Origin of the sequence: Microbacterium sp. NPDC087592, assembly GCF_044743585.1 — a bacterium.
In the GTDB taxonomy this organism is placed as follows: domain Bacteria; phylum Actinomycetota; class Actinomycetes; order Actinomycetales; family Microbacteriaceae; genus Microbacterium.
In genome coordinates this window covers 120414-146339 of the sequence record NZ_JBIUWT010000003.1, presented here as the reverse complement: position 1 = coordinate 146339, position 25926 = coordinate 120414, and the positions used below count along the sequence as shown (strand labels likewise).

Annotated in this window: 28 protein-coding genes and 1 tRNA gene; 9 read left to right on the top strand and 20 right to left on the bottom strand. The window is 68.7% G+C overall.

Annotated features, from left to right (window positions below; genetic code table 11):
- Positions 1-33: 33 nt before the first annotated feature.
- The 8 genes from ACIOTO_RS17045 to prmC form a co-directional block, all read right to left on the bottom strand.
- A complete protein-coding gene (locus ACIOTO_RS17045) occupies positions 34-825 on the bottom strand; it encodes a F0F1 ATP synthase subunit delta (protein ID WP_400858691.1) in 792 nt (263 codons plus the stop codon).
- On the bottom strand, positions 825-1379 hold the full coding sequence (locus tag ACIOTO_RS17040) for a F0F1 ATP synthase subunit B (protein ID WP_029261863.1): 555 nt from the start codon (positions 1377-1379) through the stop codon (positions 825-827). Before ACIOTO_RS17040 ends, ACIOTO_RS17045 begins: the two co-directional genes overlap by 1 nt.
- A 27-nt stretch (positions 1380-1406) precedes the next feature.
- Complete coding sequence (gene atpE, locus ACIOTO_RS17035; protein WP_017830994.1) at positions 1407-1643, bottom strand: ATP synthase F0 subunit C; 237 nt, start codon at positions 1641-1643, stop codon at positions 1407-1409.
- 43 nt (positions 1644-1686) lie between these two features.
- Positions 1687-2406, bottom strand: a complete 720-nt coding sequence (gene atpB / locus ACIOTO_RS17030) for a F0F1 ATP synthase subunit A (RefSeq protein WP_258134098.1) — start codon at positions 2404-2406, stop codon at positions 1687-1689.
- A 209-nt stretch (positions 2407-2615) separates the two neighbouring features.
- Positions 2616-3134 (bottom strand): hypothetical protein, encoded by a 519-nt coding sequence (locus ACIOTO_RS17025; RefSeq protein ID WP_029261865.1) that lies wholly within the window; start codon positions 3132-3134, stop codon positions 2616-2618.
- Positions 3134-4303 (bottom strand): MraY family glycosyltransferase, encoded by a 1170-nt coding sequence (locus ACIOTO_RS17020; protein ID WP_029261866.1) that lies wholly within the window; start codon positions 4301-4303, stop codon positions 3134-3136. The genes ACIOTO_RS17025 and ACIOTO_RS17020 overlap by 1 nt, the downstream gene beginning before the upstream one ends.
- Positions 4300-5031: an L-threonylcarbamoyladenylate synthase gene (locus tag ACIOTO_RS17015; protein ID WP_400858690.1), complete on the bottom strand. Its 732-nt coding sequence runs from the start codon at positions 5029-5031 to the stop codon at positions 4300-4302. The genes ACIOTO_RS17020 and ACIOTO_RS17015 overlap by 4 nt, the downstream gene beginning before the upstream one ends.
- A gap of 52 nt (positions 5032-5083) precedes the next feature.
- Positions 5084-5944: a peptide chain release factor N(5)-glutamine methyltransferase gene (gene prmC, locus ACIOTO_RS17010; protein WP_029261868.1), complete on the bottom strand. Its 861-nt coding sequence runs from the start codon at positions 5942-5944 to the stop codon at positions 5084-5086.
- 100 nt (positions 5945-6044) lie between these two features.
- Between prmC and cysK the strand changes: the two genes are divergently transcribed.
- Positions 6045-6983, top strand: coding sequence for a cysteine synthase A (gene cysK / locus ACIOTO_RS17005; RefSeq protein WP_029261869.1), 939 nt, complete (start codon positions 6045-6047; stop codon positions 6981-6983).
- Between the two features lie 7 nt (positions 6984-6990).
- A complete protein-coding gene (gene epsC / locus ACIOTO_RS17000; protein ID WP_029261870.1) occupies positions 6991-7560 on the top strand; it encodes a serine O-acetyltransferase EpsC in 570 nt (189 codons plus the stop codon).
- Between the two features lie 21 nt (positions 7561-7581).
- On the opposite strand, the gene ACIOTO_RS16995 is transcribed toward epsC, so the two are convergent.
- The 6 genes from ACIOTO_RS16995 to lysA form a co-directional block, all read right to left on the bottom strand.
- Entirely contained in the window at positions 7582-7989 is a 408-nt protein-coding gene (locus ACIOTO_RS16995) for a hypothetical protein (protein WP_400858689.1), read from the bottom strand.
- A gap of 28 nt (positions 7990-8017) precedes the next feature.
- Positions 8018-9097, bottom strand: coding sequence for a peptide chain release factor 1 (gene prfA, locus ACIOTO_RS16990; RefSeq protein WP_029261872.1), 1080 nt, complete (start codon positions 9095-9097; stop codon positions 8018-8020).
- An 11-nt stretch (positions 9098-9108) separates the two neighbouring features.
- Positions 9109-11115 carry a transcription termination factor Rho gene (gene rho / locus ACIOTO_RS16985; RefSeq protein WP_400858688.1) on the bottom strand — a complete coding sequence of 669 codons (2007 nt, stop codon included), beginning with the start codon at positions 11113-11115 and terminating at the stop codon, positions 9109-9111.
- A gap of 143 nt (positions 11116-11258) precedes the next feature.
- The gene (thrB, locus tag ACIOTO_RS16980) at positions 11259-12221 is read right to left on the bottom strand and encodes a homoserine kinase (RefSeq protein WP_400858687.1); all 963 of its coding nucleotides are present in this window, start codon (positions 12219-12221) and stop codon (positions 11259-11261) included.
- A 2-nt stretch (positions 12222-12223) separates the two neighbouring features.
- Entirely contained in the window at positions 12224-13528 is a 1305-nt protein-coding gene (locus ACIOTO_RS16975; RefSeq protein ID WP_105709726.1) for a homoserine dehydrogenase, read from the bottom strand.
- 21 nt (positions 13529-13549) lie between these two features.
- Positions 13550-14968: a diaminopimelate decarboxylase gene (gene lysA / locus ACIOTO_RS16970; protein ID WP_105709725.1), complete on the bottom strand. Its 1419-nt coding sequence runs from the start codon at positions 14966-14968 to the stop codon at positions 13550-13552.
- Between the two features lie 148 nt (positions 14969-15116).
- Here lysA and ACIOTO_RS16965 point away from each other — a divergent pair, with 148 nt between their 5' ends.
- From ACIOTO_RS16965 to ACIOTO_RS16950, 4 genes are read left to right on the top strand one after another with little or no spacing between them, the layout of a single operon-like run.
- Complete coding sequence (locus ACIOTO_RS16965) at positions 15117-16163, top strand: YihY/virulence factor BrkB family protein (RefSeq protein WP_105709724.1); 1047 nt, start codon at positions 15117-15119, stop codon at positions 16161-16163.
- Positions 16164-16219: 56 nt separating this feature from the next.
- The gene (locus ACIOTO_RS16960; RefSeq protein ID WP_400858686.1) at positions 16220-17119 is read left to right on the top strand and encodes an alpha/beta fold hydrolase; all 900 of its coding nucleotides are present in this window, start codon (positions 16220-16222) and stop codon (positions 17117-17119) included.
- Positions 17097-17681, top strand: coding sequence for a TetR/AcrR family transcriptional regulator (locus ACIOTO_RS16955; RefSeq protein ID WP_262000760.1), 585 nt, complete (start codon positions 17097-17099; stop codon positions 17679-17681). Before ACIOTO_RS16960 ends, ACIOTO_RS16955 begins: the two co-directional genes overlap by 23 nt.
- On the top strand, positions 17678-18415 hold the full coding sequence (locus ACIOTO_RS16950) for an alpha/beta fold hydrolase (protein ID WP_400858685.1): 738 nt from the start codon (positions 17678-17680) through the stop codon (positions 18413-18415). The genes ACIOTO_RS16955 and ACIOTO_RS16950 overlap by 4 nt, the downstream gene beginning before the upstream one ends.
- A gap of 19 nt (positions 18416-18434) precedes the next feature.
- Here ACIOTO_RS16950 and ACIOTO_RS16945 read toward each other — a convergent pair whose 3' ends face one another.
- Positions 18435-19283: a DUF2993 domain-containing protein gene (locus ACIOTO_RS16945; RefSeq protein ID WP_372467083.1), complete on the bottom strand. Its 849-nt coding sequence runs from the start codon at positions 19281-19283 to the stop codon at positions 18435-18437.
- Between the two features lie 40 nt (positions 19284-19323).
- A complete protein-coding gene (gene argS, locus ACIOTO_RS16940) occupies positions 19324-20988 on the bottom strand; it encodes an arginine--tRNA ligase (RefSeq protein WP_400858684.1) in 1665 nt (554 codons plus the stop codon).
- A gap of 92 nt (positions 20989-21080) precedes the next feature.
- On the opposite strand from argS, the gene ACIOTO_RS16935 reads away from it, so the two are divergent.
- Positions 21081-21896, top strand: coding sequence for an SGNH/GDSL hydrolase family protein (locus ACIOTO_RS16935; protein ID WP_262000756.1), 816 nt, complete (start codon positions 21081-21083; stop codon positions 21894-21896).
- A 16-nt stretch (positions 21897-21912) separates the two neighbouring features.
- Positions 21913-21985: transfer RNA gene (locus ACIOTO_RS16930), tRNA-Arg, on the top strand.
- Between the two features lie 101 nt (positions 21986-22086).
- Here the strand turns inward: ACIOTO_RS16930 and ACIOTO_RS16925 are convergent.
- From ACIOTO_RS16925 to ACIOTO_RS16915, 3 genes are all read right to left on the bottom strand, one after another.
- Entirely contained in the window at positions 22087-22386 is a 300-nt protein-coding gene (locus ACIOTO_RS16925) for a DUF2188 domain-containing protein (RefSeq protein WP_081860039.1), read from the bottom strand.
- Positions 22386-22718: a sugar ABC transporter ATPase gene (locus ACIOTO_RS16920; RefSeq protein ID WP_105709719.1), complete on the bottom strand. Its 333-nt coding sequence runs from the start codon at positions 22716-22718 to the stop codon at positions 22386-22388. Before ACIOTO_RS16920 ends, ACIOTO_RS16925 begins: the two co-directional genes overlap by 1 nt.
- 141 nt (positions 22719-22859) lie before the next feature.
- The gene (locus tag ACIOTO_RS16915) at positions 22860-23204 is read right to left on the bottom strand and encodes a hypothetical protein (protein ID WP_400858683.1); all 345 of its coding nucleotides are present in this window, start codon (positions 23202-23204) and stop codon (positions 22860-22862) included.
- A gap of 277 nt (positions 23205-23481) precedes the next feature.
- Between ACIOTO_RS16915 and ACIOTO_RS16910 the strand changes: the two genes are divergently transcribed.
- Complete coding sequence (locus ACIOTO_RS16910; protein ID WP_400858682.1) at positions 23482-24435, top strand: HAD family hydrolase; 954 nt, start codon at positions 23482-23484, stop codon at positions 24433-24435.
- Between the two features lie 56 nt (positions 24436-24491).
- Here the strand turns inward: ACIOTO_RS16910 and ACIOTO_RS16905 are convergent, their stop codons facing one another.
- Positions 24492-25877, bottom strand: coding sequence for a hypothetical protein (locus ACIOTO_RS16905; protein WP_400858680.1), 1386 nt, complete (start codon positions 25875-25877; stop codon positions 24492-24494).
- Positions 25878-25926 lie beyond the last annotated feature (49 nt).

The window sequence follows — 25926 nt, the reverse complement described above, 5'->3', positions numbered from 1 at the left end:
ATCTGGGTGCGCGGTTCCCCGCGCGAAGTCGTGTTAGCCCGCGAGCTTCTGGCGAAGGTCTGCGAGTCGTGCGGAGATGCTGCCGTCGATGACGTCATCGGCGATCTGCACGCGCAGACCTCCGACCACGGCAGGGTCGATGACGACGTTGAGGGACACCTGGCCGTCGTAGCGACGAGACAGCGAGTCACTGAGACGTGCTCGCTGCGCATCGGTGAGCGGAGCCGCGGTGTGCACCGTGGCGACCACACGACCGCGCTGGCTGGAGACGATGCTCATCGCCCGGTTCAGCAGTCGCCGCACGCGGCGCTCACGCGGCTGACGTACGAGCGACGTGATGATCAGCGTCGACGCAGCGCTCGTGGAGCCTTCGGCCAGGAGGCGCTCGACGAGCGCACCCTTGGCGTCTTCTCCGCCGAGGCGGCTGCCCAGGGCGAGTTCGAGCTCGGGGTTGGCGGCGATCACGCGGGAGAAGCTGAAGAGCTCCCCCTCGATGTCCGCGCCCGGCTCGGCGATCGCAGCAGCGCGGATCGCGAGCTCCTCGACACCGTCGACGAGCTCACCCGCGTTGGACCAGCGCTCCGCGACGACCGTCTTCAGAACGCTCTGAGCGTCTGCGGAGAACCCGCCGAACACCGCGGCGACGACGTTCTGTCGTGCCGCGGCGGGAGCAGAGGGATCAGCAAGCGCGCCGCTCAGCTGAGACGACCCGCTCACGGCACGCGCGGCAGCGAGGAGCTCCCGTGCGGTGTCGAGAGTGACGCCCTTCGCTGCGGCAAGCGTCTGGATGGATGCCGCGAGTGCCTGAGTGGTCGCGCTGCCCATTACTGAGCCGCCTTCTCGGATGCCTCGAGGTCGGCGAGGAAGCGGTCGACGACAGCCGTCGCACGGGCGTCGTCGGAGAGCGTCTCGCCGACCACGCCGCCGGCGAGGTCGATGGCGAGTGTCCCGACCTCGCTGCGCAGCGAGACGAGAGCGGTCTGCCGCTCGGCCTCGATCTGCGTGTGCGCGGTGGCGGTGATGCGTGCGGCCTCGGTGGACGCGGCATCCTTCGCCTCAGCGACGATCTTCTTGCCGTCCTCACGGGCGGCCTCGCGGATCTCTCCGGCCTCGGTACGCGCCTCAGCGAGCTGACGCGTGTACTCCTCGAGTGCCGCCTCCGCCTGCTTCTGCGCCTCGTCGGCCTTGGCGATGTTGCCCTCGATGGCGGCGGACCGCTCGTCGAGCATCTTCGTGAGCCGGGGAAGGGCGACCTTCCAGACCACGATGAGGATGACGATGAACCAGAGGCCCGACCAGATGATGTCGTACCAGGCAGGGATGAGGGGGTTGTTCGGCTCACCCTCTGCTGCGAGGTTCGTGACAAGAGCGTTCAGCATCCTGTCTCCTTCAGAAGTCGGTGAGGATTACGGGAAGGGGATGAATGCGACGGCGATGCCGACGAACGCAAGCGCCTCGGTGAAGGCGATACCGATCCACATGAGGACCTGGAGACGACCGGCCAGCTCGGGCTGACGGGCGACGCCCTCGATGGTCTTGCCGACGACGATGCCGACGCCGATGGCCGGGCCGATGGCTGCGAGGCCGTAGCCGACAGCTCCGAGGTGACCGTTGATTTCAGCGAGAACCGTAGTAGCGTCCACGGGGTTTTCCTTTCGTTGGGTGGGAAGGCTGATGCCTGCCCGCTCAGTGCTCTTCTGCGACCGCGAGCTGGATGTAGACCGCGGTGAGGACGGTGAAGACATATGCCTGGAGGACGGCGACCAGGATCTCGAAGAGAGTGAAGGCGCCGCCGAAGGCGAGGGTTCCGACACCGAGCGCGGCCCAGCCGCCGCCTGCGGTGAAGAAGAAGAACTGGGTCGCGGAGAACGCGAGGACCAGGATCATGTGCCCCACGACGAGGTTCATGAGAAGACGCAGCGTCAACGTGACCGGACGCAGGATGAACGTCGAGATGAGCTCGATGATCGCGACGATCGGCATCGCGGCGACCGGCACGCCCTGCGGGAACAGGGAGTTCTTGAAGAACTTGAGGCCGTGGCGCTTGATTCCCGCGTAGATGAAGGTCACGTAGCTGACCACGGCGAGCGTCAGCGGCACCGCGACGATCGCCGTTCCCGGCATGTTCAGGAACGGGATGATTCCCGTGATGTTCATGAACAGCACCATGAAGAAGATGGTGGTGAGGATCGGCAGGAAGCGATCGCCGTCCTTGCGACCGAGCATGTCGTGGGCGACGTTGGTTCGAACGAAGCCGAGCCCCATCTCCACCAGGCTCTGGAAGCGTCCGGGGACGACCTTCATGCGGCGGGTGCCGAGCCAGAGGATGAGAACCACGGCGATCACCGCGAGCAACTGGACCAGGTGGATCCGGTTGACGGGGATCGGGCCTACGTGGAAGAGGATCTCCGGAAAGAAATCGTCGATCGAAGGGCCGTGGAACTCGCCGTCGGAGGCAAGTCGGGGGGTCAGGGTCGCAGCAAGATTAAACAGCGCGGGCTCCAGCTTCGGGGCACCGGTCTAAACCGGGGCGACGATGGTCGGTGTGCAATCAGCGCAAGCGCTCGCGGGCGAGCGGCGGGCACGTTTCAACAGTATCAGAATCTGAGGGTCCCCTAAGACCGCGGGCCGCCGTCGACGGGTCCTTCGTCGATGTGATTCGCGTTGCCGGGGGCGCGGTCCTCTGGCACCTCGGTCGGCAGCGTGGTGTCGCTCACGTTCGGCAGTCGCATACGAGTGAGCACGATCACATCGATCGCGAGGGACATCAGCACGCCGGCCACGATCGAGAGGAAGAACACCATCGGCTCCAGCCACGGCTGACCCGCGAGCAGGATCATCGCGACGACGAACAGTCCGAGCTTGAGGAGCCAACCACCCAGGACGATGGCGAAGAACAGCTGAACGTAGATCGGGTCCCCGTACCAACGGTTGGCGATGAGGATGCTGATGCCGGTGATCGCCAGGAACACGGCGGCCAGCAGCACGCCCAGCAGCCCGCTGACGAGTCCCTCTCCCCCGGCGACGGCATAACCGACACCGCCCGCGACGATCGCGAGTACCGCGGTGGCGACCGCCGACCAGATGAGGGTGCGACGCAGGATCGGCGTGCTGGAAACGGGGCTCGGGCTCATCAGGACTCCACGGGTGTCGGGTCGGTGTCGGCGGCCGCTGCGCTCTTCCTGCGGCGGGTGGGGCTCAGGGTGACGACGAGGCAGGCGGCGATGCCCACGACGCCGAAGCCGACGCCGGGAAGGTACTGGCCGGGCCAGTCCTCCCGTGCACCGACGTACATCAGCAAGACGGCGAGCGAGATGACGGCCGTCCATGCGTAGAAGATGAGGACAGCGTCGCGGTCGCGGTGGCCGAGGTCCAGCATCCGGTGATGCAGGTGCTTGCGATCGGGTGAGAACGGCGACCGGCCGGCGCTCATGCGTCGGAGCACCGCCAGACCGAAGTCGAGCAGCGGCAGCAGCACCACCAGCAGCGGCAGCAGGATCGGGAGGAAGGCACCGATCAGCTGCGAGCGGCCGAGGCGCTCGGGGTCCAGAGCCGACGGATCCATCTGGCCGGTGATGGAGATCGCCGACGTCGCCATCAGCAGGCCGATCACCAGAGCACCCGAGTCGCCCATGAACAGCTTCGCCGGACTCCAGTTCAGCGGTAGGAAACCGAGGCAGGCGCCGATCAGGACCGCGGCGAGGAAAGTGGAGAGGTTGAAGTAGCTCGAGGCTCCGGAGTCACGCGTGAAGATGTAGGAGTACGCGAAGAACACGCCGTTCGAGATGAGACACACCCCGGCGACCAGCCCGTCGAGTCCGTCGATGAAGTTCACTGCGTTCATCACGATGACGATCGCGAACATGGTGATCGTGATGCTCAGCCAGCTGGAGACCACGATGAGGTCCCCGAACGGCAGCGACAGGATCTGCAGTCCGCCGCCCACGGTGATGAGCCCGGCGGCCAGGAATTGCGCGCCGAGCTTGATCATCCAGTCGATGTCCCAGAGATCGTCCACCACGCCGATGATCGCGATCAGCAGCGAGGCGCCCAGGATCGACCACATCGTCTGCGGGGGGATCCAGATGCTCTGGAAGAACGGGTTGATCGCCGAGAACCCGAAGGCGGCGGCGATGCCGAGGAAGATCGCCACACCGCCGAGGCGGGGCGTGGGCGTGGTGTGCACGTCGCGCTCGCGGATGCCGGGGTACAGCTTGAACCGGAGGCTGAGTCGCCAGACCGCCCAGGTCAGCGCGAACGTGATCGCTGCCGTGAGGATGACCGTGGCGAGATACTGCTTCACGAATCCGCGTCCTGCGGCTCCTCCGCATGCACATGCTCCGCGTCCTGCGGCTCCTCGGGTTCGAGCAGATCGCCGAGCACCTCCTGCAGCTGCTCGCGCGTCACCGCACCGTCTCGGAGGATGCGAACAGTGCCGGGCTCGGCATCCGCACTCCGACGAACCAGAGACGTGGCGTCGACGATGGTGGAGGCGATGCCGTCCTTGCTCAGACCATCGGCGAGGTACACGGCGACGCTGTCGCCCAGCATCTGCTCCGCGTCCGAGGCCGAGATGGCGGCGGGCTGGCCGGTGAGATTGGCGCTGGACACGGCGAGCGGTCCGGTCTCGGCCAGCAGCTCCAGTGCCACGCGCCCCTCCGGCATCCGCACCGCGACCGTCCCGAGCGTCTCCCCGAGATCCCACACCAGAGAGGGCTGGGCGGGGAGCACGATCGTGAGACCGCCGGGCCAGAACGCGTCGATGAGACGTTCGACAGGCTCCGGGACGGACTCGGCCAGGGCTGCGAGCGTCTCCTTCGTGCCGATCAGAACGGGCGGCGGCTGATCACGGCCGCGCCCCTTCGCATCGAGCAGCCGCTGGACGGCGGCCGGGGAGAAGGCGTCGGCAGCGACGCCGTACACGGTGTCTGTGGGCATCACGATGAGTTCGCCGCGGCCGATCGCCTGGCGCGCATGGCGCATGCCGGCGAGCAGCTGCGAGTCATCGCGGCAGTCGAAGATGGTTGACATGACGGTTCGATTCTATGCGGCGCGGGGGCTGCAGATGCTCAGAGGGAGCTGATCAGGGCCTGAGCGCCGTGGTGGTGCGGTCCCGCAGGGTGAGGTCGCGATGCGTCGCCGGAGCGCGCCAGCCGTCCGCGGCGAGGATGTCCCTGATCGATTCCCCCTGCAGCTCGCCGTGCTCGATGACGAGAAGACCACCGGAGTGCAGGAGTGCGAGCGCCCGAGAACTGAGCACTCGCACGATGTCCAGGCCGTCCTCTCCCCCGTACAGCGCCATCGCGGGGTCGAAGAGTCGCACCTCCGGATCCCGCGGGATCGCGGCGTCCGGCACATAGGGCGGGTTCGAGATGACGACCGATGCCGTGCCGTCGAGTTCGGGGAAAGCCTCCCCCAGATCGGACAGCACGAGCGTCAGGTTGTCGACGCCGGCGACGTTCCGGCTGGCCCACGCGTGCGCCTCCTCGGACAGCTCGGCGGCGAAGACACGGGCGTGCGGCACCTCCGTCGCCATCGCGAGAGCGATCGCACCGCTGCCGGTGCCGAGGTCCACGCCGATCGGCTCGGGCTCCGCGGAGTTCAGCAGCGCATCGATCGCATACTGCACCACCGTCTCGGTCTCCGGCCGCGGGACGAACACACCGGGCCCCACCGCCAGCTCGAGGTGGCGGAAGGGGGCGGTCCCGGTGATGTGCTGCAGCGGCTCGCGCGCGACTCGGCGCGTCACCAGAGCCTCCAGGGCGCCCGCCGTCTCGTCGTCGACGTCGTCGCCGCGGATGACCGCGGCCTGCACCTCGCCGCGTCGCCGACCGAGCACGTGGCCCGCGAGCAGCTCTGCGTCGACCAGAGGATCGGGGACGCCGACGTCGGCCAGGCGCTGAGCAGCGGCACGGACGAGCGCCGCGAGAGAGGTGTCGGACATGGGTTCCAGCGTAGAGCGCGCACGGCTGTCACAATGCCCCCGCCCACAGGGCCCTCCCCTAGGCTGGACCGGCAGCGACCCCCGCACAGGAAGGCTCCTCATGCCCGGCATCCACTCCGACATCACGACCGCTTTCGGCAACACGCCGCTCGTGCGTCTGAACCGCGTGACCGAGGGCCTCGGGGCCACCGTGCTCGCCAAGCTCGAGTACTACAACCCGGCATCGAGCGTGAAGGATCGCATCGGCATCGCGATGATCAACGCCGCAGAGGCATCGGGCGAGCTGAAGCCCGGTGGCACGATCGTGGAGTCGACGAGTGGCAACACCGGCATCGCACTCGCGATGGTGGGCGCCGCCCGCGGTTACCGGGTCATCCTGACGATGCCTGCCTCCATGTCCAAGGAGCGCCGTGTGCTGCTCAAGGCCTTCGGCGCGGAGATCGTGCTCACCGATCCCACCAAGGGCATGAGCGGTGCGATCGAGGAGACCAAGCGCATCGTCTCGGAGACGCCCGGCGCGATCTGGATCCGTCAGTTCGAGAACCCCGCCAACCCTCAGATCCACCGCGAGACCACGGCGCAGGAGATCCTCCGCGACACCGACGGTGCGGTCGACATCTTCATCGCTGGAGTCGGCACCGGCGGGACGGTGACGGGAACCGGGCAGGCCCTCAAGGCCGCGAAGCCGGGCATCCAGGTCATCGCCGTCGAGCCCAAGGACTCCCCTGTGCTCAGCGAGGGCCACCCCGGACCGCACAAGATTCAGGGCATCGGGCCGAACTTCGTCCCCGACGTGCTCGACCGCGATGTGCTCGATGAGATCATGACCGCGGAGTTCGACGAGTCGCTGCGGGTCGCCCGGGAGCTCGCCGCGAAAGAGGGCCTGCTCGTCGGCATGTCGTCCGGCGCGGCCGTCGCCGCGGCGCTCAAGGTCGCCGCGCGCCCCGAGAACGACGGCAAGACCATCGTCGTCGTGATCCCGGACACCGGTGAGCGCTACCTCTCCACCGCGCTGTTCGAGGACCTGCGCGAAGACTGAGACGTCGATGGGCATGATCGGACGAATGCGCGAGGACGTCGCGGCGGCTCGCCTTCGTGACCCCGCCGCACGCAGCTCCGTCGAGGTCGCTCTGCTGTACCCGGGGCTCCACGCCATCTGGGCGCACCGCGTCTCGCACGCGCTCTGGCGACGCCGACTGCGATTGCTCGCGCGCGCGGGCTCGCAGCTGTCGCGCTGGCTGACCGGGATCGAGATCCATCCCGGCGCGCGCATCGGCCGTCGGTTCTTCATCGATCACGGCATGGGCGTCGTGATCGGCGAGACCAGTGTGATCGGCGATGACGTGATGCTCTACCACGGCGTGACTCTCGGCGGACGGACGCGCACCTCCGGCAAACGCCACCCCACGCTCGGCGACGGAGTGGCGGTCGGTGCCGGTGCGAAGGTCCTCGGCCCCATCACGATCGGCCCCGGCTCCGTCATCGGTGCGAACGCCGTGGTCACCCGTGATGCTCCGGCGGACAGCATCCTCGTCGGGGTTCCGGCGAAGCCGCGCCAGCGCAATACCGGCGAAGACACCAGGGCACTGCTCACCGCACCGGACTACGCGATCTGACCGGCGTCGGGCCCCGACGGCCTAGCGGCGTGTGGTCTTGACGGCCTCCGCCTTCTTGCGAAGGAAGATGAGAGGAAGCAGGACGCTGCCGAGAGCGGTGATGAGCCACACGATCACCGAGCCGAGAAGCCAGCCGGTGAGGTCGGTGATGCGCAGCCCTCCGATGGGCAGCAGCACCACGATGATGAGCGAGATCAGCGTCGAGAAGATGCCGATGCCGCCCATGAGCACGGGCGCGTAGCGCGTGGCCATCTTGCCCACCCACGGCGCGAGGACGCTCTGCAGGATCGCGAAGATCAGTATGCAGATGACGAAGCCCCACCACTTGTCCCACTCGATCTGGAACCCGTCGAGGGCGAGGTCGGCGGCGATCAGGCCGAGACCGGCCGACACGACGTACATGAGGCCGCGGAACAGAAGTGTGATCACGGCCCGAGCATAGCGCTCAAGCGGCGCGTCAGGAGTCGGAACCGACCGCGGCGAGCCGCGCTTCCTCGTCTGCCGTGATCGCACTCTCGATCAGCGGATCGAGCGCTCCGTCCATGACCTGATCGAGGTTGTACGCCTTGAAGCCCGTGCGGTGATCCGCGATGCGGTTCTCGGGGAAGTTGTAGGTGCGGATGCGCTCAGAGCGGTCCATGCCTCGGATCTGCGATCGGCGGGCATCGGATGCCGCGGCGTCCAGCTCCTCCTGCTGACGCGCAAGCAGACGGGCACGCAGCACGCGCATACCCGCCTCGCGGTTCTGCAGCTGGGACTTCTCGTTCTGCATCGACACGACGATGCCGGTCGGCACGTGAGTGATGCGTACCGCGGAATCGGTCGTGTTCACCGACTGCCCACCCGGACCGGACGAACGGAACACATCGATCTTGAGGTCGTTCTGGTCGATGTGGATCTCTTCGGGCTCGTCGACCTCGGGGAAGACGAGCACGCCGGTCGTCGACGTGTGGATTCGCCCCTGCGACTCCGTCGCGGGCACACGCTGCACGCGGTGCACGCCCCCCTCGTACTTCAGGTGCGCCCACACGCCCTGGGCGGGGTCGGTCGAGGATCCCTTGATGGCGACCTGAACATCCTTGTAGCCGCCGAGGTCGGACTCGTTGCGCTCGAGCAGCTCGGTCTTCCACCCCTTGGACGCCGCGTACTGGATGTACATGCGCAACAGGTCGGCGGCGAACAGCGCAGACTCCGCGCCACCCTCCCCCGCCTTGATCTCCATGATCACGTCGCGGGCATCGTCCGGGTCGCGCGGGATCAGCAGGCGCCGCAGGCGTTCCTGTGCGGTCTGCAGCTCCTCTTCCATCGCCGGGATCTCGGCCGCGATCGACTCGTCCTCCCGCGCGAACTCGCGCGCGGTCTCCAGATCATCGGTCGCCGCGATCCAGGCCTCATACGCGGCGACGATGCGAGAAAGCTCGGCATAGCGACGGTTCACGCGCTTCGCACGGGCAGCGTCGGCGTGCACCGCCGGGTCGGAGAGTTCCTCCTGCACCCGGCGATGCTCGTCGATCAGAGTCTGGACGGACTCGAACACGGCTCAGCCGCTCAGCGGATGTTGTTGTCGTGCCCGTGCGCGCCCGAGGGAAGCGTCGGGATCGACTTCTGCATCTGCACGAGGAACTCGACGTTCGAGTTGGTCTCCTTGAGCTTGCCGAGGACCACCTCGAGAGCCTGCTGCTGGTCGAGGCCGGCGAGGGCACGACGCAGCTTCCACGTGATCTTGACTTCGTCAGCCGAGAGCAGCATCTCTTCGCGACGGGTGCTCGACGCGTTCACGTCGACCGCAGGGAAGATGCGCTTGTCGGCGAGGGCGCGGGACAGGCGCAGCTCACTGTTGCCGGTGCCCTTGAACTCCTCGAAGATGACCTCGTCCATCTTGGAACCGGTCTCGACCAGCGCCGTGGCGAGGATCGTGAGGGATCCGCCGTTCTCGATGTTGCGCGCCGCTCCGAAGAACCGCTTGGGCGGGTACAGCGCCGACGCGTCGACGCCACCGGAGAGCACGCGGCCCGATGCCGGGGCAGCCAGGTTGTACGCACGGCCGAGGCGGGTGATCGAGTCGAGCAGCACGACGACGTCGCGTCCGAGCTCGACCAGTCGCTTCGCACGCTCGATGGCGAGCTCGGCGACCGTGGTGTGGTCTTCGGCCGGACGATCGAACGTCGAGGCGATGACCTCGCCCTTGACCGAACGCTCCATGTCTGTGACCTCTTCGGGGCGCTCGTCGACGAGCACGACCATGAGGTGGACCTCGGGGTTGTTCTGCGCGATGGCGTTCGCGATCTGCTGCAGCACGATCGTCTTGCCCGCCTTGGGCGGCGCGACGATGAGACCGCGCTGGCCCTTGCCGACCGGGGCGACCAGGTCGATGATGCGCTGGGTGAGCTTCTCGGGGGCCGTCTCCATGCGGAGGCGCTCCTGCGGGTACAGCGGGGTCAGCTTGCCGAACTCCACGCGGGTGGCGGCGTCGTCGACCGACAGACCGTTGATCGAGTCGACCTTGACCAGCGCGTTGTACTTCTGACGACCCTGCTGCTCGCCCTCGCGAGGCTGCTTGATCGAGCCGACGACCGCGTCGCCCTTGCGGAGGTTGTACTTCTTCACCTGGCCGAGCGAGACGTACACGTCGCTGGGGCCGGCGAGGTATCCGGTGGTGCGCACGAACGCGTAGTTGTCGAGCACGTCGAGGATGCCGGCGATCGGGATCAGGACGTCGTCCTCACCGATCTCGGTGTCGAACTCGTCGGTCGGGACGCCGCTGCGACGCTTGTTGCGCTGACGGTTGCGGTTGTTGCCGCCGGCCTGATCGTCATCGGTGGCGGGCTGTGCCTGCTGCTCCTGCGCTGCGCCGTTCTGACCACGCCCACGGTTGCGGCTGCGGCTGCGGTTGCGACCGCGGCCACCCTGCTCCTCGCCTCCGTCGGAGTCGTCGTCGCTGTTGTTGTTCTGCGCGTCGTTCTTCTGCGCGTCGTTGTTCTGCGCGTCGTTGTTCTGCGCGTTGTTCTTCTGCGCGTTGCTGTTCTGCGCGTTGCGGCCCCGTGCGTTGCCGTTCTGTGCGGGCTCAGCGGCGGCGGCGTCGGATGCGGTGTCCGCAGCGGGCGCTGCATCCGCAGCTTCGGCCTCGGGGGCTGCGGTCTTCTGGGCGCCACGGCGCCCTCGGCCGGTCGACTTGGGTGCCGACTCCGCCGGCGCTTCTGCCGGAGCGGCATCCGCGGCCGGTGCCTCTGCCGGAGCCGCTTCTGCTGCTGGGGCCTCGGCGTCTGCCTTCTTGGCACGGCTGCGACGCGGTGCCTTCGCCTTGGGCGCGGCCTCCGTGGTCTCGGCCGACGCCTCGGCGGGCGCGGCTTCGGCCTTCGGCGCAGCCTCGGTCTTCGACGCGGGCTTCTCGGCCTTCGCCGCCTCGGCCTTCGCTGCCGCCGTGGCGGTGCTGGCGCGGCGTGGTGCCCGCTTGCGTGCCGGTGCGGCCTCGGTCGCGGGTGCTTCGGAAACCGAAGCGGACTGGTCGTTCTGGGTCTCGGAGAGGTTCTCCACGAGTACTCCCTTATATGTCATGGGGAATGAGCGTTGAACGCACACAACGGGTGCTGCGCGCGATCGCACGGGCTGACGCTCTGCGCCAGCCAGCCTCGGCACTTGTGCCACAGGGATTTGCGTGCGGGTCTTGCAAGAGTTGCAATGGGGCCAGATTCACGTAGTTACGTGGAGCCCTCCGCTCGAGTCCCCACTGTACCACCACGCACGTCGACGGCGAGCAGGAGCGCCTCCCACGGGGTGTCGGTGACTCGATCGGCCAGCTCCACCGCGTCTTGACGGCTGCCCGGCCCGTCGGCCAGCACGAGCACACTGGGGCCGGCGCCGGACACGACGGCCGCGAAGCCCGCCTTGCGCAGCGCCTGCACGAGCCGCTGGGTCTCGGGCATCGCCTCGGCGCGGTAGTCCTGGTGGAGTCGGTCGGCCGTCGCGTCGAGCAACAGCTCCGGACTCTGCATCAGGGCCGCGATCAGCAGCGCAGAGCGCGAGACGTTGAACACCGCATCCGCCGTGGAGACGTGCGGAGGCTGCAGCGAACGCGCCTGCGAGGTCGACATCGTGTAGGCGGGGACGAGCACGAGCGGCGAGACGCCGCGGTGCACGAGCAGCTTCTTGTGCTGAGGCCCGCGCTCCCCCATCCACGCGATCGTCAGTCCGCCGAACAGGGCAGGGGCCACGTTGTCGGGGTGCCCCTCCAGCTCGGTGGCGAGACGGAGGAGGTCGGCATCGTCGATCTCGACGTCGCCGTCGAGCAGTCCCTTCGCCGCGAGCACGCCGGCAGCGACAGCCGCACCCGAAGAACCGAGTCCGCGACCGTGCGGCACGCCGTTCTCGGCGATGATGCGCAGGCCGGGCATCGGACGGCCCGCGTCGGCGAACACGTACGCGATCGTGCGGACGATGAGGTTCGACTCGTCGCGCGGGATCTCGGCAGCACCGGAACCGGTCACCTCGATCTCGAGTTCACCGGCCGGCAGCGCCGTGACCTGCAGGGTGTCGTAGATGCTGAGCGCCAGGCCGAGCGTGTCGAATCCGGGTCCGAGGTTCGCGCTCGTGGCGGGCACCCGCACCTCGACGGTGCGGCCTTCGACGGGGTTGCCCTCGGCGGGGGCGAGGGCTGACGCCATCGTCACTCGCCTTCCACCCGGAGCACCGAGACGACCCGGGCGACGACCGCGCTGTCGGCGAGAGCGTCGACCGTGGCGCTGAGAGCCTGCTCCGTCGCGCGGTGCGTGCCGATGATCAGGCGGGCGGTCGGCTCGTCTTCTCCCTCGACGGTCTGCACGACCGTCGCGACCGAGACTCCGCCGTCGCTGAGGATTCCGGCGACCGTGGCGAGCACGCCCGGCGCATCCGCGACCTCGAGGGTGATCTGGTAACGGGTGGTCACGTGTCCGATCGGGACGACCGGAAGGTTGGCCCTGGTCGACTCGCCGACCCCGACGCCGCCGGCAATGTGACGGCGGGCGGCGGAGACGACGTCACCCAGCACGGCGGAGGCGGTCTGGACACCACCCGCTCCTGCGCCGTAGAACATCAGTGAACCGGCGGCCTCGGCCTCGACGAAGACGGCGTTGTTGGCGCCGTGCACGGATGCGAGGGGGTGCGAGTTCGGCACGAGCGCCGGGTAGACGCGCACCGAGATCGACTCGGCACCGTTGGCCTCGATGCGCTCGCACACCGCGAGCAGCTTGATGACGAAGCCCGCAGCGCGGGCCTCCTCGATCATGGACGGCGTGATCGAGGTGATGCCCTCACGGTAGACGGCCTCGAGCGGCACGGCGGTGTGGAACGCGAGGCTCGCGAGGATCGCGGCCTTCTGCGCGGCGTCGTAGCCCTCGACATCAGCGGTCGGGTCGGCCTCGGCGTAGCCCAGGCGCTGGGCGTCGGCGAGCACGTCGGCGAAGTCGGCGCCCTCGGAGTCCATCCGGTCCAGGATGTAGTTCGTGGTGCCGTTCACGATGCCCATGATGCGCACCACTCGGTCGCCGGCGAGCGAGTCGCGCAGCGGGCGGATGATCGGGATCGCTCCGGCGGCTGCGGCCTCGTAGTAGACGGACGCGCCTACACGGTCGGCGGCCTCGAACAGCTCGGGGCCGTGCGTGGCGAGCAGGGCCTTGTTGGCCGTGACGACGTCGGCGCCGGAGCCGATCGCCTGCAGGATGCTGGTGCGCGCCGGCTCGATGCCGCCGATCAGCTCGATCACGATGTCGGCGCCCAGGATCAGCGACTCGGCGTCGGTGGTGAAGAGCTCCTTGGGCAGGTCGACGTCACGCGGAGCGTCCACGTCGCGCACGGCGATGCCGGCGAGCTCCAGTTCCGCACCGGCACGGTCGGCCAGCTCGTCGCCGTGGCGCAGCAGGAGCGCCGCGACCTGCGAGCCGACCGCTCCGGCACCCAGCAGTGCCACACGAAGTCGTCGGTATTCAGTCATGGTTGCTCCTTCGGAGGTGGGTCATTGGTCTCCCTCGGGGGCTTTCGCCCCGTCGATGCCCGCGTCGCGGGCGAGCACGTCGTCGACGGTCTCGCCGCGGACGATGACCGTCGAGTGTCCGTCGCGCACGGCGATCACCGGCGGACGCGGTACGTGGTTGTAGTTGCTCGCCAACGGGACGCAGTATGCGCCGGTGGCCGGCACGGCGAGCAGATCGCCCGGCACCAGATCGTCTGGCAGGTACTCGTGGTCGACCACGATGTCGCCGGATTCGCAGTGCTTGCCGACGACCCGACTGAGGCGAGGCTCACCGGACCCCGCGCGCGAAGCGAGGCGCGCCGAGTACTGGGCGCCGTACAGCGCAGGACGCGCGTTGTCGCTCATGCCGCCGTCGACGCTCACGTACCGGCGCACGGCACCCGTCGCCACGGTCACGTCCTTGGTGGTGCCGACCTCGTAGAGGGTGACGCCCGCGGTGCCGACGATGGCACGGCCGGGCTCGAACGACAGGGCGGGAACGGGGATGCCGCGTGCGGCGCACCCCTCCGCGACCGAGGCGACGATCGCATCGGCGAGTTCCTCGATCGGGGTCGGGTCGTCGACGCGCGTGTAGGCGATGCCGAAGCCGCCGCCGAGGTTGAGCTGCGGGACCGGACCGCCTTCGAGCAGAGTGGCGTGCAGGTCGAGAACGCGGGACGCGGACTCGCGGAAGCCGGCGACGCCGAAGATCTGCGAACCGATATGACAGTGCAGCCCGGCGAACACCAGACCGGGGATCTCGCGGATGCGCGCGACCGCCTTCTCTGCCTCCGGGAGCGGGAAACCGAACTTCTGGTCCTCGTGGGCCGTGGCGAGGAAGTCGTGGGTCTCGGCGTGCACGCCGCTGATCACGCGGACCAGCACGCGCTGGCTCGCACCGGTGCGCGCCGTGATCGCTGCGAGCCGTTCGATCTCGATGGCGCTGTCGACGATGATCGTCCCGACGCCGACCTCGACGGCACGCTCGAGCTCGGCGACCGACTTGTTGTTGCCGTGAAAACCGAGCGAAGCCGGCGCGACGCCGGCGGCGAGGGCGACTGCCAGCTCTCCCCCCGTGCAGACGTCGACGCGCAGCCCCTCGTCGACCATCCAGCGTGCGATCGTCGTGCACAGGAACGCCTTGCCCGCGTAGTACACCTGCGCGGTGGTGGAGTTGGCGGCGGCGGCGCGATCGAATGCGAGTCGGAACCGCCGTGCGCGCCCGCGCACCTCGTCTTCGTCGAGCACGAGCAGCGGCGTGCCATAGGTGCGGGCGAGGGCGGTGGCGCTGACACCGGCGATGTCGAGTACCCCATCGGCATCGCGCACTGCGGATGCCGGCCAGACGCCGTCGGCGAGGTCATTGGCGTCATCGGGCACAGTGAGCCATTCCGGAGCGAGCGAATCGGCAGGGAGAAGCACTGATCACCAATCGTGGGAAGGATCTCGGGCGGGGTCGCACACATCGAGGTTGACCCGATTCTAGGGCACCGGCCGCGTCTCCCTGGTCATGGTGACGCGCCGCGTCAAGCCCCTGCAACAGCCCGTCTCCGCCTCCTAGGGTGGGGGCGTGGCGAACACTGAAACGACGAAAGACTCCTCCGCGCGTCCGGGGCTGATCCCCCGCATCACCGGACCGGTCATCGCGTGGGCTCTCGCGCGCCGGCCGGTACGCGCGGCGCTGTTGTACACCGAGCGCCGGGGACCGATGCTCGCCGACAGTGTCACCTATCGCGCGCTGTTCAGCGTGTTCGCGGGGGTGCTTCTGGGCTTCTCGATCGCGGCTCTGTGGCTCGCCGGGAACCCGGTGGCATGGCAGGCGATCATCGACGCCGTGCAGTCGGCCGTGCCCGGGCTCATCGGCAAGGACGGTGTGATCAAGACGAAGGACCTCCAGGCTCCCGCGTCCCTGTCGCTCGCCGGGATCATCTCGCTCATCGCTCTCGTCGGCGCGGCACTCGGTGCCATCGGCTCGCTCCGCACGGCCGTGCGGGTTCTCGCGGGCACGCTGCAGGACGACATCCTCTGGATCTGGGTGATCCTCCGCAACCTCGCACTGGCCATCGGCATCGGCCTGGCGTTCATCCTCTCGGCCGCCGTCACCTTCGTCGGACAGCTGGGTGTGTCGTGGATCGCTGACTTCCTCGGGCTACCCGCGGATGCGCCGGTCGTGGCCTGGACCGTGCGCCTGCTCTCCCTCGTCGTCGTGTTCGCTCTCGACACGGCGATCATCATCGGCGTGTTCCTCCTCCTCTCCGGGGTGCGACCGTCGAAGCGGTCTCTCTGGTCGGGAGCGCTGCTCGGCGCCGTGGGACTGCTGGTCCTGCAGGAGCTGTCCGGACTGTTCGTGGGAGGCGCGACGAGCAACCCGCTTCTCGCCTCCTTCGCCTCGCTGCTCGCGCTGCTGATCTGGTTGAACTTCTCGGCGCAGGTGATGCTGTTCGCGTGCGCGTACATCGTGACGGCCGAAGAGGAGAAGTCCGATCGCGTGCACGCCCGCTTCGCAGCGACGACCTTCGTCCAACGACGCCTGCAGCGCGCCGAGGTCGACGTCAAGGTCGCCACCGCGGAACTGCGCGCCGCGCAGGAGGCCGCGTCCGCCGAGAAGTCGGCCTAGCCCGCGCGTCTTCGTTGTGACCAGATCAGCTATTCTGGTCACAACGAGAGGACGACATGGACGCCCACCGCACAGTCATCGAACTCCCCCACGCCACGGTGTCAGCGCTGGAGTGGCGGCCGGTCGCGGAGACCGGCATCCCGGTGCTGCTCCTGCACGGCGGCGGAGCCGACAGCGCCGAGCTCTCCTGGGGCGAAGTCGGACCGGCCCTCACGCAGGCGGGGCACCGCGTCATAGCGCCGGACCATCCCGGCTTCGGACACAGCCCCCGGGCCGACTGGCCGCTCACGCAGGAGCTTCTCGTCCGACACGTCGGCGAGCTCGTCGACACACTCGCACTCAGCGACTACGCGATCGCCGGGCTCTCCCTCGGCGGAGGGATGACGGTCGGGCACCTGCTCGATCAGCCCGGCCGCGCTCGCACCGCCGTGCTCCTGGGCTGCTACGGTCTGATGCCCCGCCTCGCCGACGGTTTCCGCGGTCGCATCACCCATCTGATGTCTTTCCTCCTACTGCGCTCCGGGCTGCTGGGCGCGATGACCCGTTCGTACGCACGGAACCGCCCCGCAATGGAGCGCGGACTCCGCGATCTCGTGCGCAACCCGCAGGCGCGCACTCCCGAGCTCGTCGATGCGGTCCTCGCCGAAGCCGCCGGCGGCTCGAGCCTGGAGACGTTCGGCCAGTGGCAGCGCGATCAGGTGCTCTGGAATCGACTGCGAACGGTCTACACGGATCAGCTCGCGAGCATCCGCACGCCCACGCTGCTGGTGCACGGCGATCGCGACACCGGAGTCCCCCTCGCTCGCATCGAGACGGCAGCCGAACTGCTGCCATCGGCGACCTTGGAGGTCGCGCACGGCGCCGGCCACTGGGTGCAGCGCGACCGCCCCGACATCGTCATCCCGGCGATGCTCGAACAGCTGAGGAGTGCCGATGCCCCGACCACGCGTTCCTGACCGACGCGCGCGCATCCTCGATGCGGCCCGAACACTCGTGCTCGCGCACGGCTTCGATGCCATGAGCGTCGCCGCCATCGCCGAGCGCGCCGGCATCGCCAAGGGTGCCGTGTATCTGGAGTTCGCCGGCAAGCGTGAAATCCTCGACGCCCTGCTGCTGCAGGGCAACGTGCGCATGGCCGACCGGGTCCGAAGCGAGCTGGGTGACCATCCTCGTCTCAGCGACGCCTGTCGGGCGACGGCTCGGGCGCTGCTCGACGACCCGCTGATGACCGCTGCGTTCCTCGACGATCGGGGCATCCTCGGCTCCCACGTGATGGAGGAGACCGATGGTCGCTACCGCGAGCGTCATCAGCGGGTCGTGCAGTGGTTCCGTGAGCTGCAGGAGCGCGGGCTGATCGTCACGGATGTCGATCCACGCACACTTGCTCTGGCGCTGTCGAGCACGACGATCGGACTGCTGTCGGCGGCACGACTGCTCGGTCCGCTCGACCCCGCCCTGCTGGAGGGCACGATCGACACCATCGGGCGGATGGCCGCGGCCTTCGAGACGGAGACATGATGCACCTGGAGACCTTCGGGCGTGCGGGCGAACCACCGCTGCTGCTCCTGCACGGCGGGGGCGTCGCCGGATGGATGTGGGAGCCGATGCGCGCCCACCTGCCTCCGCAGGCGCGGGTGCTGGTGCCGGACCTCCCGGGTCACGGGCGCAGCGCGGCGGAGGACTACGCCTCCCACCACGACACCGTCGAACTGCTCACGCAGATCCTCGAGGGCGAGGGCCGCCCGGCCACGGTCGCGGGCTTCTCGCTCGGTGCACAGCTCGCCGTGCTGCTCGCGGCTCTGCGACCCGACCTCGTCGAACGGGTCGTCGTGATCAGCGCACAGGCCGTGCCCCTGCGCATGACCGGACCGACTCTGGCACTGCTCGGCGCGACCGCAGGGCTCGCGAAGAACGAGAAGTTCGCGCGATTGCAGGCCCGGGAGCTCTTCGTACCGGAGTCGCACATGGCCGACTACCTGCAGACATCGTCGGCCCTTTCCCGGGAGACGCTGCTCACCTCGGTCGAGGAGAACCTGCGATTCGTGCCGCCTGCGGACTGGGCGACATTCCCCGGGTCGGCACTGATCCTGGTCGGAGCCGCGGAGAAGAAGCTCATGAGGCGCTCGGCCGCGGCGCTGCACGCAGCACTCCCCCAGAGCACGATCGAGGTCGTCGACGGCTGCGGACACGGCATCCCGCTGCAGAGACCCGAATGGCTCGCGCGGCGCATCACGGAGGCACGCGGCGGATGACCGTGCTGCTCCGAGCGGTTCAGCTCGGACAGACGCCCTTCTCCTGCAGCGACGTGTCGGTGACGATCGCGCCGTCGACGTCGATGTCGATCACTGCTGCGCCGTCGACGATCTCCAGCCCGGTGAGGGTGAGTCCGGCCGGCAGCTGATCGGCGATGCACACCCGCTGCGGTTGTGTCAGGCCCTCGCCGAGCGACCCCAGCGTCGAGCCGACCTGGTCGAGGTCGATGTCGAGTCCGCCGATGCTCGCAGCGACCGGCGTGAGCTCCAGGTCGCCCTCCACGGCACCGGGCGTGAGGGTCAGAGAGAGCGGTACAGCGGCCCCGAAAACGCTGATCGAGCCGCTCACCGTCGCGTTCGGCGCCGCGAACTCGACCGACTCGACGGGCAGCTCGGTGCCGGCGAGCAGGGAGGTGAACTCCGCCTGATCGATGCGGATCGTGCCTGCGGCTCCGCCGAGGTCGCCGCCGCGCAGCGGGACTCCGGTCGCGGTGACGTCGGCCGCCCCCGTGATGCCCTCCAGCGTCACCGAGTCCGTCGACAGGTGCAGGGTGTCGAGGGAACCGCCGATGAGCTGCGGGAGCAGCAGGCCCTGCGTCTCCACGTCGAGCTGCTGATCGGCGGGGAGATCCAGCTGCTCGATGACGATCGACCGCACGATCCCCGGGAGCACCGCGCGCGCGATGAACTCGGCGGCGACCACGAGCAGCGCCAACACGACCACCACGATCAGCAGCACCCACGGCCAGCGGCGGCGTGTGCGCGGAGCGGCATCGGCCTGCTGATCGGCGCCGTCCCTCGGGATCACGAGCGTCGGATGCTCGGCCGAGGCGTCCGGATACGGCAGGGTGTGGTTGTCGTCGCTCATGCCTGCCATCCTGCCGTACCCGACCGGACGGACGCGCGCATCACATGCGCTCGGGGGCGCGCACTCCGAGGAGATCGAGACCGTTGCGGAACACCTGACCGGCGGCGTCGTTCAGCCACAGACGCGTACGGTGCACGGTCTCGACCGGATCGTCACCCTGCGGGATCACACGGCAGTTGTCGTACCAGCGGTGGTAGAGCCCTGCGAGCTCCTCGAGGTAGCGGGCGACGCGGTGCGGCTCACGGACCTCGGCGGCGAATGCGACGATGCGGGGGAACTCCTGCAGCGCTCCCAGCAGGGCGGCCTCGGATTCATGCGTCAGCGTCTCCGGCGCGAACTCCGAGCGATCCACGCCCGAGTCGGCCGCATTCCGCGCGACGTTGTGCGTGCGGGCGTGGGCGTACTGCACATAGAAGACCGGGTTGTCGTTCGTGCGCTTCTGCAGCAGCTCGGGGTCCAGATCCAGCGGTGAGTCCGCGGGCGAGCGCTCCAGCGAGTACCGCAGCGCGTCGGTGCCCAGCCAGTCGAGCAGGTCGTCCATCTCGATGATGTTGCCCGCGCGCTTGCTGAGGCGGGCGCCGTTGATCGAGACCATCTGCCCGATCAGTACCTGGACGTTCTTCTCCGGGTCTTCACCCGCTGCTCCCGCGACCGCCTTCAGACGGTGCACGTAGCCGTGGTGGTCGGCGCCGAGAAGGTAGATCTTGTTCTGGAAGCCGCGGTCGCCCTTGTTCAGGTAGTACGCGGCGTCAGCGGCGAAGTAGGTGTACTCGCCGTTCGAGCGACGGATCACGCGATCCTTGTCGTCGCCGAAGTCGGTCGTGCGCACCCAGACGGCGCCATCCTCATCGAAGACGTGACCCTGCTCGCGCAGACGGTCGACGGCCTGATCGATCAGGCTCGTGCCCGATGCATCCTTCGCGTGCAGCGTGCGCTCGGAGAACCAGACATCGAACGGCACGTTGAATCGATCGAGCGAGCTCTTGATCTCGGCGAGCTGGAACTCGTAGGCGAGCTCGAGCGCGACGGACGACTGCTCGCTCTCAGGAAGCTGCAGCAGGTCGGGACGCGCCTCGAGCACCCGGCCGGCGAGTGTTGCGATGTACGCACCGGGATAGCCGCCCTCGGGCGTCGGCTCGCCCTTGGCAGCCGCGAGGATGGAGACGGCGAAGCGGTCCATCTGCGCTCCGGCGTCGTTGATGTAGTACTCGCGCACCGCACGCGCGCCGCTTGCGAGCAACAGACGAACGATCGAGTCGCCGAGCGCCGCCCAACGGGTGTGCGCGATGTGGAGAGGCCCGGTCGGGTTCGCGGAGACGAACTCGACGTTCACGCTGACGCCCTCCTGCGACGTGTTCGTGCCGTAAGCCGTGCCGGCGTCGACGATGACCTTGGCCAGCGCACCCGCGGCGGCGGCATCGAGACGGATGTTGATGAACCCGGGGCCGGCGACCTCCGCGCTCGCGATGCCGTCGACAGCGGCGAGACCGTCGGCGATCTGCTGCGCGAGCTCGCGCGGGTTCATACCGAAAGGCTTCGCGAGCCGCATGGCGATGTTCGATGCCCAGTCGCCGTGGTCGCGGTTGCGCGGACGCTCCAGCACGATGTCCTTCACGGAGACTCCGAGCGGCTCGCCGGGACGTCGTTCCTCGGCGATCGGAGCGAGGACGGCGAGGACAGCGGCGGCGAGGGATTCGGGGTTCATAGCCCCCTCAGTTTACGGGTCGGCGACCGGCCGTCCGACGGCGCGGGGCGCGCGGAATTCGCAATCGGCGCGCAGTGATCTACTCTCATCCCATGAAGGCCCCCGCCACCCGTCGTCGACTGCGCACCGCAGGGGTCGCCATCGCCCTCCTCCTCGCCGTCGCGGCAGGCGTCGTCGGCATGTGGCGACCATGGACGCCACCGCCCTCCGCCGCCCCCGTGGGAGCCCCGGCCGCGGCCGCCGGCACGGCCTCCGAAGCCATCGCGCCGGCTCCCCTCACACTGCCGGACCACCCGACCGTTCTGGTGTTCGGAGACAGCTGGACCTACGGCTCGGCGGCGACCGTCCCGACGCTCGGCTACGCGTACCTCCTGGCCGATCTGATCGGCGGCGAGACGATCGTGAACGGCGTCCGCGGCAGCGGTTACCTCAAGCCCGGCCTCGACGGCCCGACCTTCGGAGAGCGCATCGCGGCACTCGACCCCTCGCTCGCACCCGACCTCGTGATCATCCAGGGCTCGATCAACGACCGGGCACAGGGCGTCGAGGGTTACCGTGAGGCCGTGACCTCGGCGTGGGACGCCCTGGCCGCCACGTATCCGGACGCGGTCATCGTCGTGCTGGGACCGGCACCGCACGAGCTGCCGGTCGGGGCTGCGACCGCGCGCATCGACACGGATCTCGGCGAACTCGCCGGGGCCCGCGGCTGGTGGTACCTCTCCCCCATCGCCCGGAACTGGATCACCGAGCAGAACTACCTCGATGTGATCGACGTCGAGGTGGGGCGCAAGCATCCGTCCACCGACGGCCACCGGTATCTGGCAGAGAAGCTCGCCGCAGCACTCGAAGAGCTGCGCGCCGCGCCGGTCACCGAAGCGGGTGGGTCGGAGACGACCCCCGACGAGTGATATTGTCGATCGGTACGCCTCCGTAGCTCAGTGGATAGAGCGCCGGTTTCCGGTACCGTAGGTCGCAGGTTCGACTCCTGTCGGGGGCACACAGACCAACTGCACAACGACGAAACCCCGCCTGATCCAGGCGGGGTTTCGTCGTTGTGCACGTGGCGACGCCGACGGCTGACGCACTCCCTCACGCGGATCAGCCGGACGGGTTCTCCAGCGGGAACCCGTTCTCGTCCGTCGTGTCCGTCCCCGCCCCGGTGGAAGGCTTCTCCCCCACGACAGCCACATCATCCTCCGGCGCACCGCCGTCGGTGATCGTTCCCGTCGGCTCGCTGTCTTCGACGACGTGCTTCGCGCCGCGCTCCGCGGCGAGCGCCTCACCCTCCTCGATCGCCTCGTCGCGGCTGCTGTAGCTGCGCGAGAGTTCCGGAGCGCTCTCGACCTCATTCACCCACTGGCCGTTCTTCGACCTCGTGACTATCCGCAGCGCGTTCATCAGATGTCTCCGGTCCCGAGGTCGCCCTCGCCGTCCTCACCGATTTCGGCAAGGAGGGGGTCGTCCCCCTGGCTCTCCGGCTGCAACGCGGATCGGGGAAGGTCATCCGCGGGTACCTCGTCGTCTGGAGCAGCGAGCTCATCCGGGTCGGCGCCCGTGGCGGTCGCCGGGTCGAGCACATCGTCGGTCGCCCCTCCATCGAGCGCCGTCGTCTGCTCCCACTCGGCCTGAGCCGGGTCACGGCCGTCCCCGACGGCTGTGGCATCCGCATCGCGCAGCGGCTGCACGGCATCCGCTCCGACTTCCGAAACGCCATCCGGTGTCGATTCCATCTCTCCTCCTTCGTCTCGGCGTCTTCGTCGCCGAATCGGCGACCACGATCAGTCTCACCCGACCGGACGATGAGGAGCAGGGGGTTGAGCGCACCGGACGAAGCGGCTATCTTCCGAACCGCCCGCGCGTCACCCACCTCGTCACATCAGGGCGGAGTCGTACCCGTCCGGCGACTCCGGCTCGTCGCCCGGCTCGAACGCCGGTCCGGCCTTCGGCGTGAGCGCGTGCGCACGCGCGAGCAGTCGTCTCGCTGCGCCTTCGTCGTCATCGAGCTCCGGTGCCAGGCCGGCGTCGACCACGGCGATGGGAAGCATCGTTCCGAGCGCAAGACGGACGTACGAACGCTCGCCGCCCGACCCGACGATGGGGATGTCGACGACGTCGGTACGTCGCTCCTCCGTCAACGCCAGCCAGTACTGCACCACCGCATCGGCCGTCGCGTCGCCGGTCAGATAGCTTCCGACCTGGGTGATGAGTGTCTTCATGGTCACTCCCTCGACTCGTCCGGATGCTTCGCCGCCGGGTCCGTGGCGGCGCTTTCACACTAGGTGGAGCCATCCCCGCACATGACCCCCTTGCGATTTCGGCCTCGCGGTGATTCAGTACGGATCCTCGACCGACGGTGACCCGGCTGGAAGTACACATGGCGGCCCTACGGTCGACGGCATCGCCCCCACCGGGTGACCGATGACTGTGCGACGACACCGCGGGTGCGACCCTGGAGGCGATTGCCGCCCACTCATCGAGACGCGAGGACCCGACATGACCGATCACAGCTCTCTCCCCTCCTGGCGCGACACCCGGACGCGCAGAGACATCGAGGCCTTCGTCGCCTCCGTCACGGAGGGCCCGGATGCGGTGCCGGTCGAGGAGCGCATCGCCGTGTTCGACAACGACGGCACACTGTGGTCGGAGAAGCCGATGCCCACGCAACTGCACTACGTGGTCGAGCAATGGCGCTCGGCTGCGGAACGTGCGCCGGAGCTCGCGGAGCGGCAACCGTACCTCGCCGCGGTGAGCGGCGACTTCGGCTGGCTGAGCACGGCGATCGACAAGCACTACAGCGGTGACGACTCCGATCTGAAGACCATCATCCAGGCGCTCGTCGGCCTCACCGATGGAATGAGCGTGGAGGACTACGCGCTCTCTGTCGGGGAGTTCTATCGCACGGCGCAGCATCCGGCCCTGAAGCGGCCGTACGCCGACGCTGTGTACCAGCCGATGGTCGAGCTGCTCCGGTATCTGGAGGGGCACGGCTTCACCTGCTACATCGTGTCGGGCGGCGAGCGCGACTTCATGCGACCGATGACGCAGGCCAACTACGGCATCCCGCCGGAGCGCGTCGTGGGCTCGGCATTCGGTCTCACCTGGGACGGCGCCGACGCGACCGTGAAGTACTCGTCATCCCTCGCATTCTTCGACGACGGGCCCGAGAAGCCGGTGCGCATCTGGAGCCGCATCGGCCGTCGGCCGCTGTTCGCCGGCGGCAACTCGAACGGCGACACGGCCATGCTCGACTTCGCCCGCAAGGGACCCCGCCCCGGATTCGCGATCCTGATCCACCACGACGACCCCGACCGCGGCGACGCACCCTACGACGCGGGCGCGGAGAAGGCGCTCGCTGCCGCCGACGACGCCGGGTACACCGTCGTGAGCGTCAAGGACGACTGGGCGACGGTGTTCCCCCAGGCCGCTTCAGAGGTCGACGGCGCCTGAACGACGCAGGAGGATGCCCGGGAGCGCGGCTCTCCGGGCATCCTCCGCGTGGCCGCTCACGAAGCGGCGGTGACCACCGGAGATTCCGGGTCGGCGGTCTCGATCCCCATGCCATCCGTCTCGGGCGTCCCCGGGGCATCCAGGGGATCCGCCTCCGCGGTCGGGCGCCGCAGCAGCTCGATCAGGATCATGAAGACGATCAGTCCGATCGTCACGCCGACCACCGTCCCGAACGAGACGGGTCGCGTCACGATCAGGATGAGCAGTGCGAGAGCCATGCCGACGATGACGATGGGTCCGTGGAACCTATCCACCGCGAGACCGAATCGTCCAGTGGACAGTCCCCGTCGCTCCCAGGTCCCGCGCACCGCGGAGAAGCCGCTCTCGAGGACACCACGAGTGGCCCCGGCGCTGCGGCTCGAACCGGCGAGCCACGCCCACACCGCGATGAGCACGCCGACCATCGCCAGCGCGACGATCGTCGAGCTGAGCAGCGAGGTGACCTCGTCGAACAGGGCTTGTGCGGCGGCCGACGTCATGATCGACGGGCTCACGGCCCCGATGAAGAACGTCCGCCCGATGCCCATGCCTGCGGAGAGCAGGAGGAAGGCGACCGCGAACGCGGCACTGGTCCAGAAGAGCGCGCGCGGGCGGTTCCGGGCGATCAGGATGCCGGCGACCACGAGGCCGAGCACGACCCAGGGCAGCCAGAACCCTGCGGCGACGGCGATCTGGTAGACGGTCCGCACGAGCACCAGAGCGTCCGCCTGGGCGATCGGGATCGATCGGTCGATCTCCGGGATCAGATCGGCGAAGCCGACACCGCGCTCGGTCAGCACCGACTTGACCCGCTCGACGACGAGGCCGAGGTCGATCGAGAGCACCCCGTCGTCCGCCAGCTGCAGCGCGGTGTCCGGGCTGTTCTGCATGATCGCGACAGCGCGCTCGTGGGTGAAGCGCAGCGACTGCGCCCAGATATCGGCGAACTGGTCCGAGGCGACGACGTCGTGGATCACCCCGTCGACGAGGGATGTCAGTCCGCTCGCCGCCGGCGCCTCCAGGAGGGTCAGCGCCGATGCCGCGCGCGGCGGCAGATCGAGCTCGCGTAGTCCGTCGAACACCTCGCCGACCACAGCCGTGAGGTCGACCTGCTCCTGGATAGCGGCGCTGGCCTGAGCGGCGACGAAGTCCTGCACGTCCGGATCCTCGGCCAGGGGCGCGAACGTCGCCACGAACCGATCGGCGTCGACCAGCTGCAGGCGCGCCCACGTTCCCATCGCCGCGATCGGCGCGAGCAGCACCGCCACGGCGAGCACGATTCCGGCGACGATGCTCCTGCCCACCGGTCGTCGACGAGGCTTCTCGCGGGTCTCGCTCTTGAGTGTCTGGTTCTCCTGTTCGAGGAGGAGCACCCGGGCTCGCAGATCATCCAGTTCGCTCATTAGCTCTCCTCCTCGTGGGGTCGCGTCGCTCGCGTGTGCCGACGACGGC

Coding starts and splice junctions, on each gene's coding strand:
- ACIOTO_RS16935 (WP_262000756.1), top strand. CDS start 21,081: ATGAAGGCCCCCGCCACCCGTCGTCGACTGCGCACCGCAGGGGTCGCC.
- cysK (WP_029261869.1), top strand. CDS start 6,045: ATGCCCGGCATCCACTCCGACATCACGACCGCTTTCGGCAACACGCCG.
- prmC (WP_029261868.1), bottom strand. CDS start 5,944: ATGTCCGACACCTCTCTCGCGGCGCTCGTCCGTGCCGCTGCTCAGCGC.
- ACIOTO_RS16905 (WP_400858680.1), bottom strand. CDS start 25,877: ATGAGCGAACTGGATGATCTGCGAGCCCGGGTGCTCCTCCTCGAACAG.
- ACIOTO_RS17045 (WP_400858691.1), bottom strand. CDS start 825: ATGGGCAGCGCGACCACTCAGGCACTCGCGGCATCCATCCAGACGCTT.
- ACIOTO_RS16950 (WP_400858685.1), top strand. CDS start 17,678: ATGATGCACCTGGAGACCTTCGGGCGTGCGGGCGAACCACCGCTGCTG.
- thrB (WP_400858687.1), bottom strand. CDS start 12,221: ATGGCGTCAGCCCTCGCCCCCGCCGAGGGCAACCCCGTCGAAGGCCGC.
- ACIOTO_RS16920 (WP_105709719.1), bottom strand. CDS start 22,718: ATGGAATCGACACCGGATGGCGTTTCGGAAGTCGGAGCGGATGCCGTG.
- ACIOTO_RS16925 (WP_081860039.1), bottom strand. CDS start 22,386: ATGAACGCGCTGCGGATAGTCACGAGGTCGAAGAACGGCCAGTGGGTG.
- argS (WP_400858684.1), bottom strand. CDS start 20,988: ATGAACCCCGAATCCCTCGCCGCCGCTGTCCTCGCCGTCCTCGCTCCG.
- ACIOTO_RS17040 (WP_029261863.1), bottom strand. CDS start 1,379: ATGCTGAACGCTCTTGTCACGAACCTCGCAGCAGAGGGTGAGCCGAAC.
- ACIOTO_RS16945 (WP_372467083.1), bottom strand. CDS start 19,283: ATGAGCGACGACAACCACACCCTGCCGTATCCGGACGCCTCGGCCGAG.
- ACIOTO_RS16910 (WP_400858682.1), top strand. CDS start 23,482: ATGACCGATCACAGCTCTCTCCCCTCCTGGCGCGACACCCGGACGCGC.
- ACIOTO_RS17025 (WP_029261865.1), bottom strand. CDS start 3,134: ATGAGCCCGAGCCCCGTTTCCAGCACGCCGATCCTGCGTCGCACCCTC.
- epsC (WP_029261870.1), top strand. CDS start 6,991: ATGGGCATGATCGGACGAATGCGCGAGGACGTCGCGGCGGCTCGCCTT.
- ACIOTO_RS16955 (WP_262000760.1), top strand. CDS start 17,097: ATGCCCCGACCACGCGTTCCTGACCGACGCGCGCGCATCCTCGATGCG.
- ACIOTO_RS16960 (WP_400858686.1), top strand. CDS start 16,220: ATGGACGCCCACCGCACAGTCATCGAACTCCCCCACGCCACGGTGTCA.
- rho (WP_400858688.1), bottom strand. CDS start 11,115: ATGACATATAAGGGAGTACTCGTGGAGAACCTCTCCGAGACCCAGAAC.
- ACIOTO_RS16915 (WP_400858683.1), bottom strand. CDS start 23,204: ATGAAGACACTCATCACCCAGGTCGGAAGCTATCTGACCGGCGACGCG.
- ACIOTO_RS17015 (WP_400858690.1), bottom strand. CDS start 5,031: ATGTCAACCATCTTCGACTGCCGCGATGACTCGCAGCTGCTCGCCGGC.
- ACIOTO_RS16975 (WP_105709726.1), bottom strand. CDS start 13,528: ATGACTGAATACCGACGACTTCGTGTGGCACTGCTGGGTGCCGGAGCG.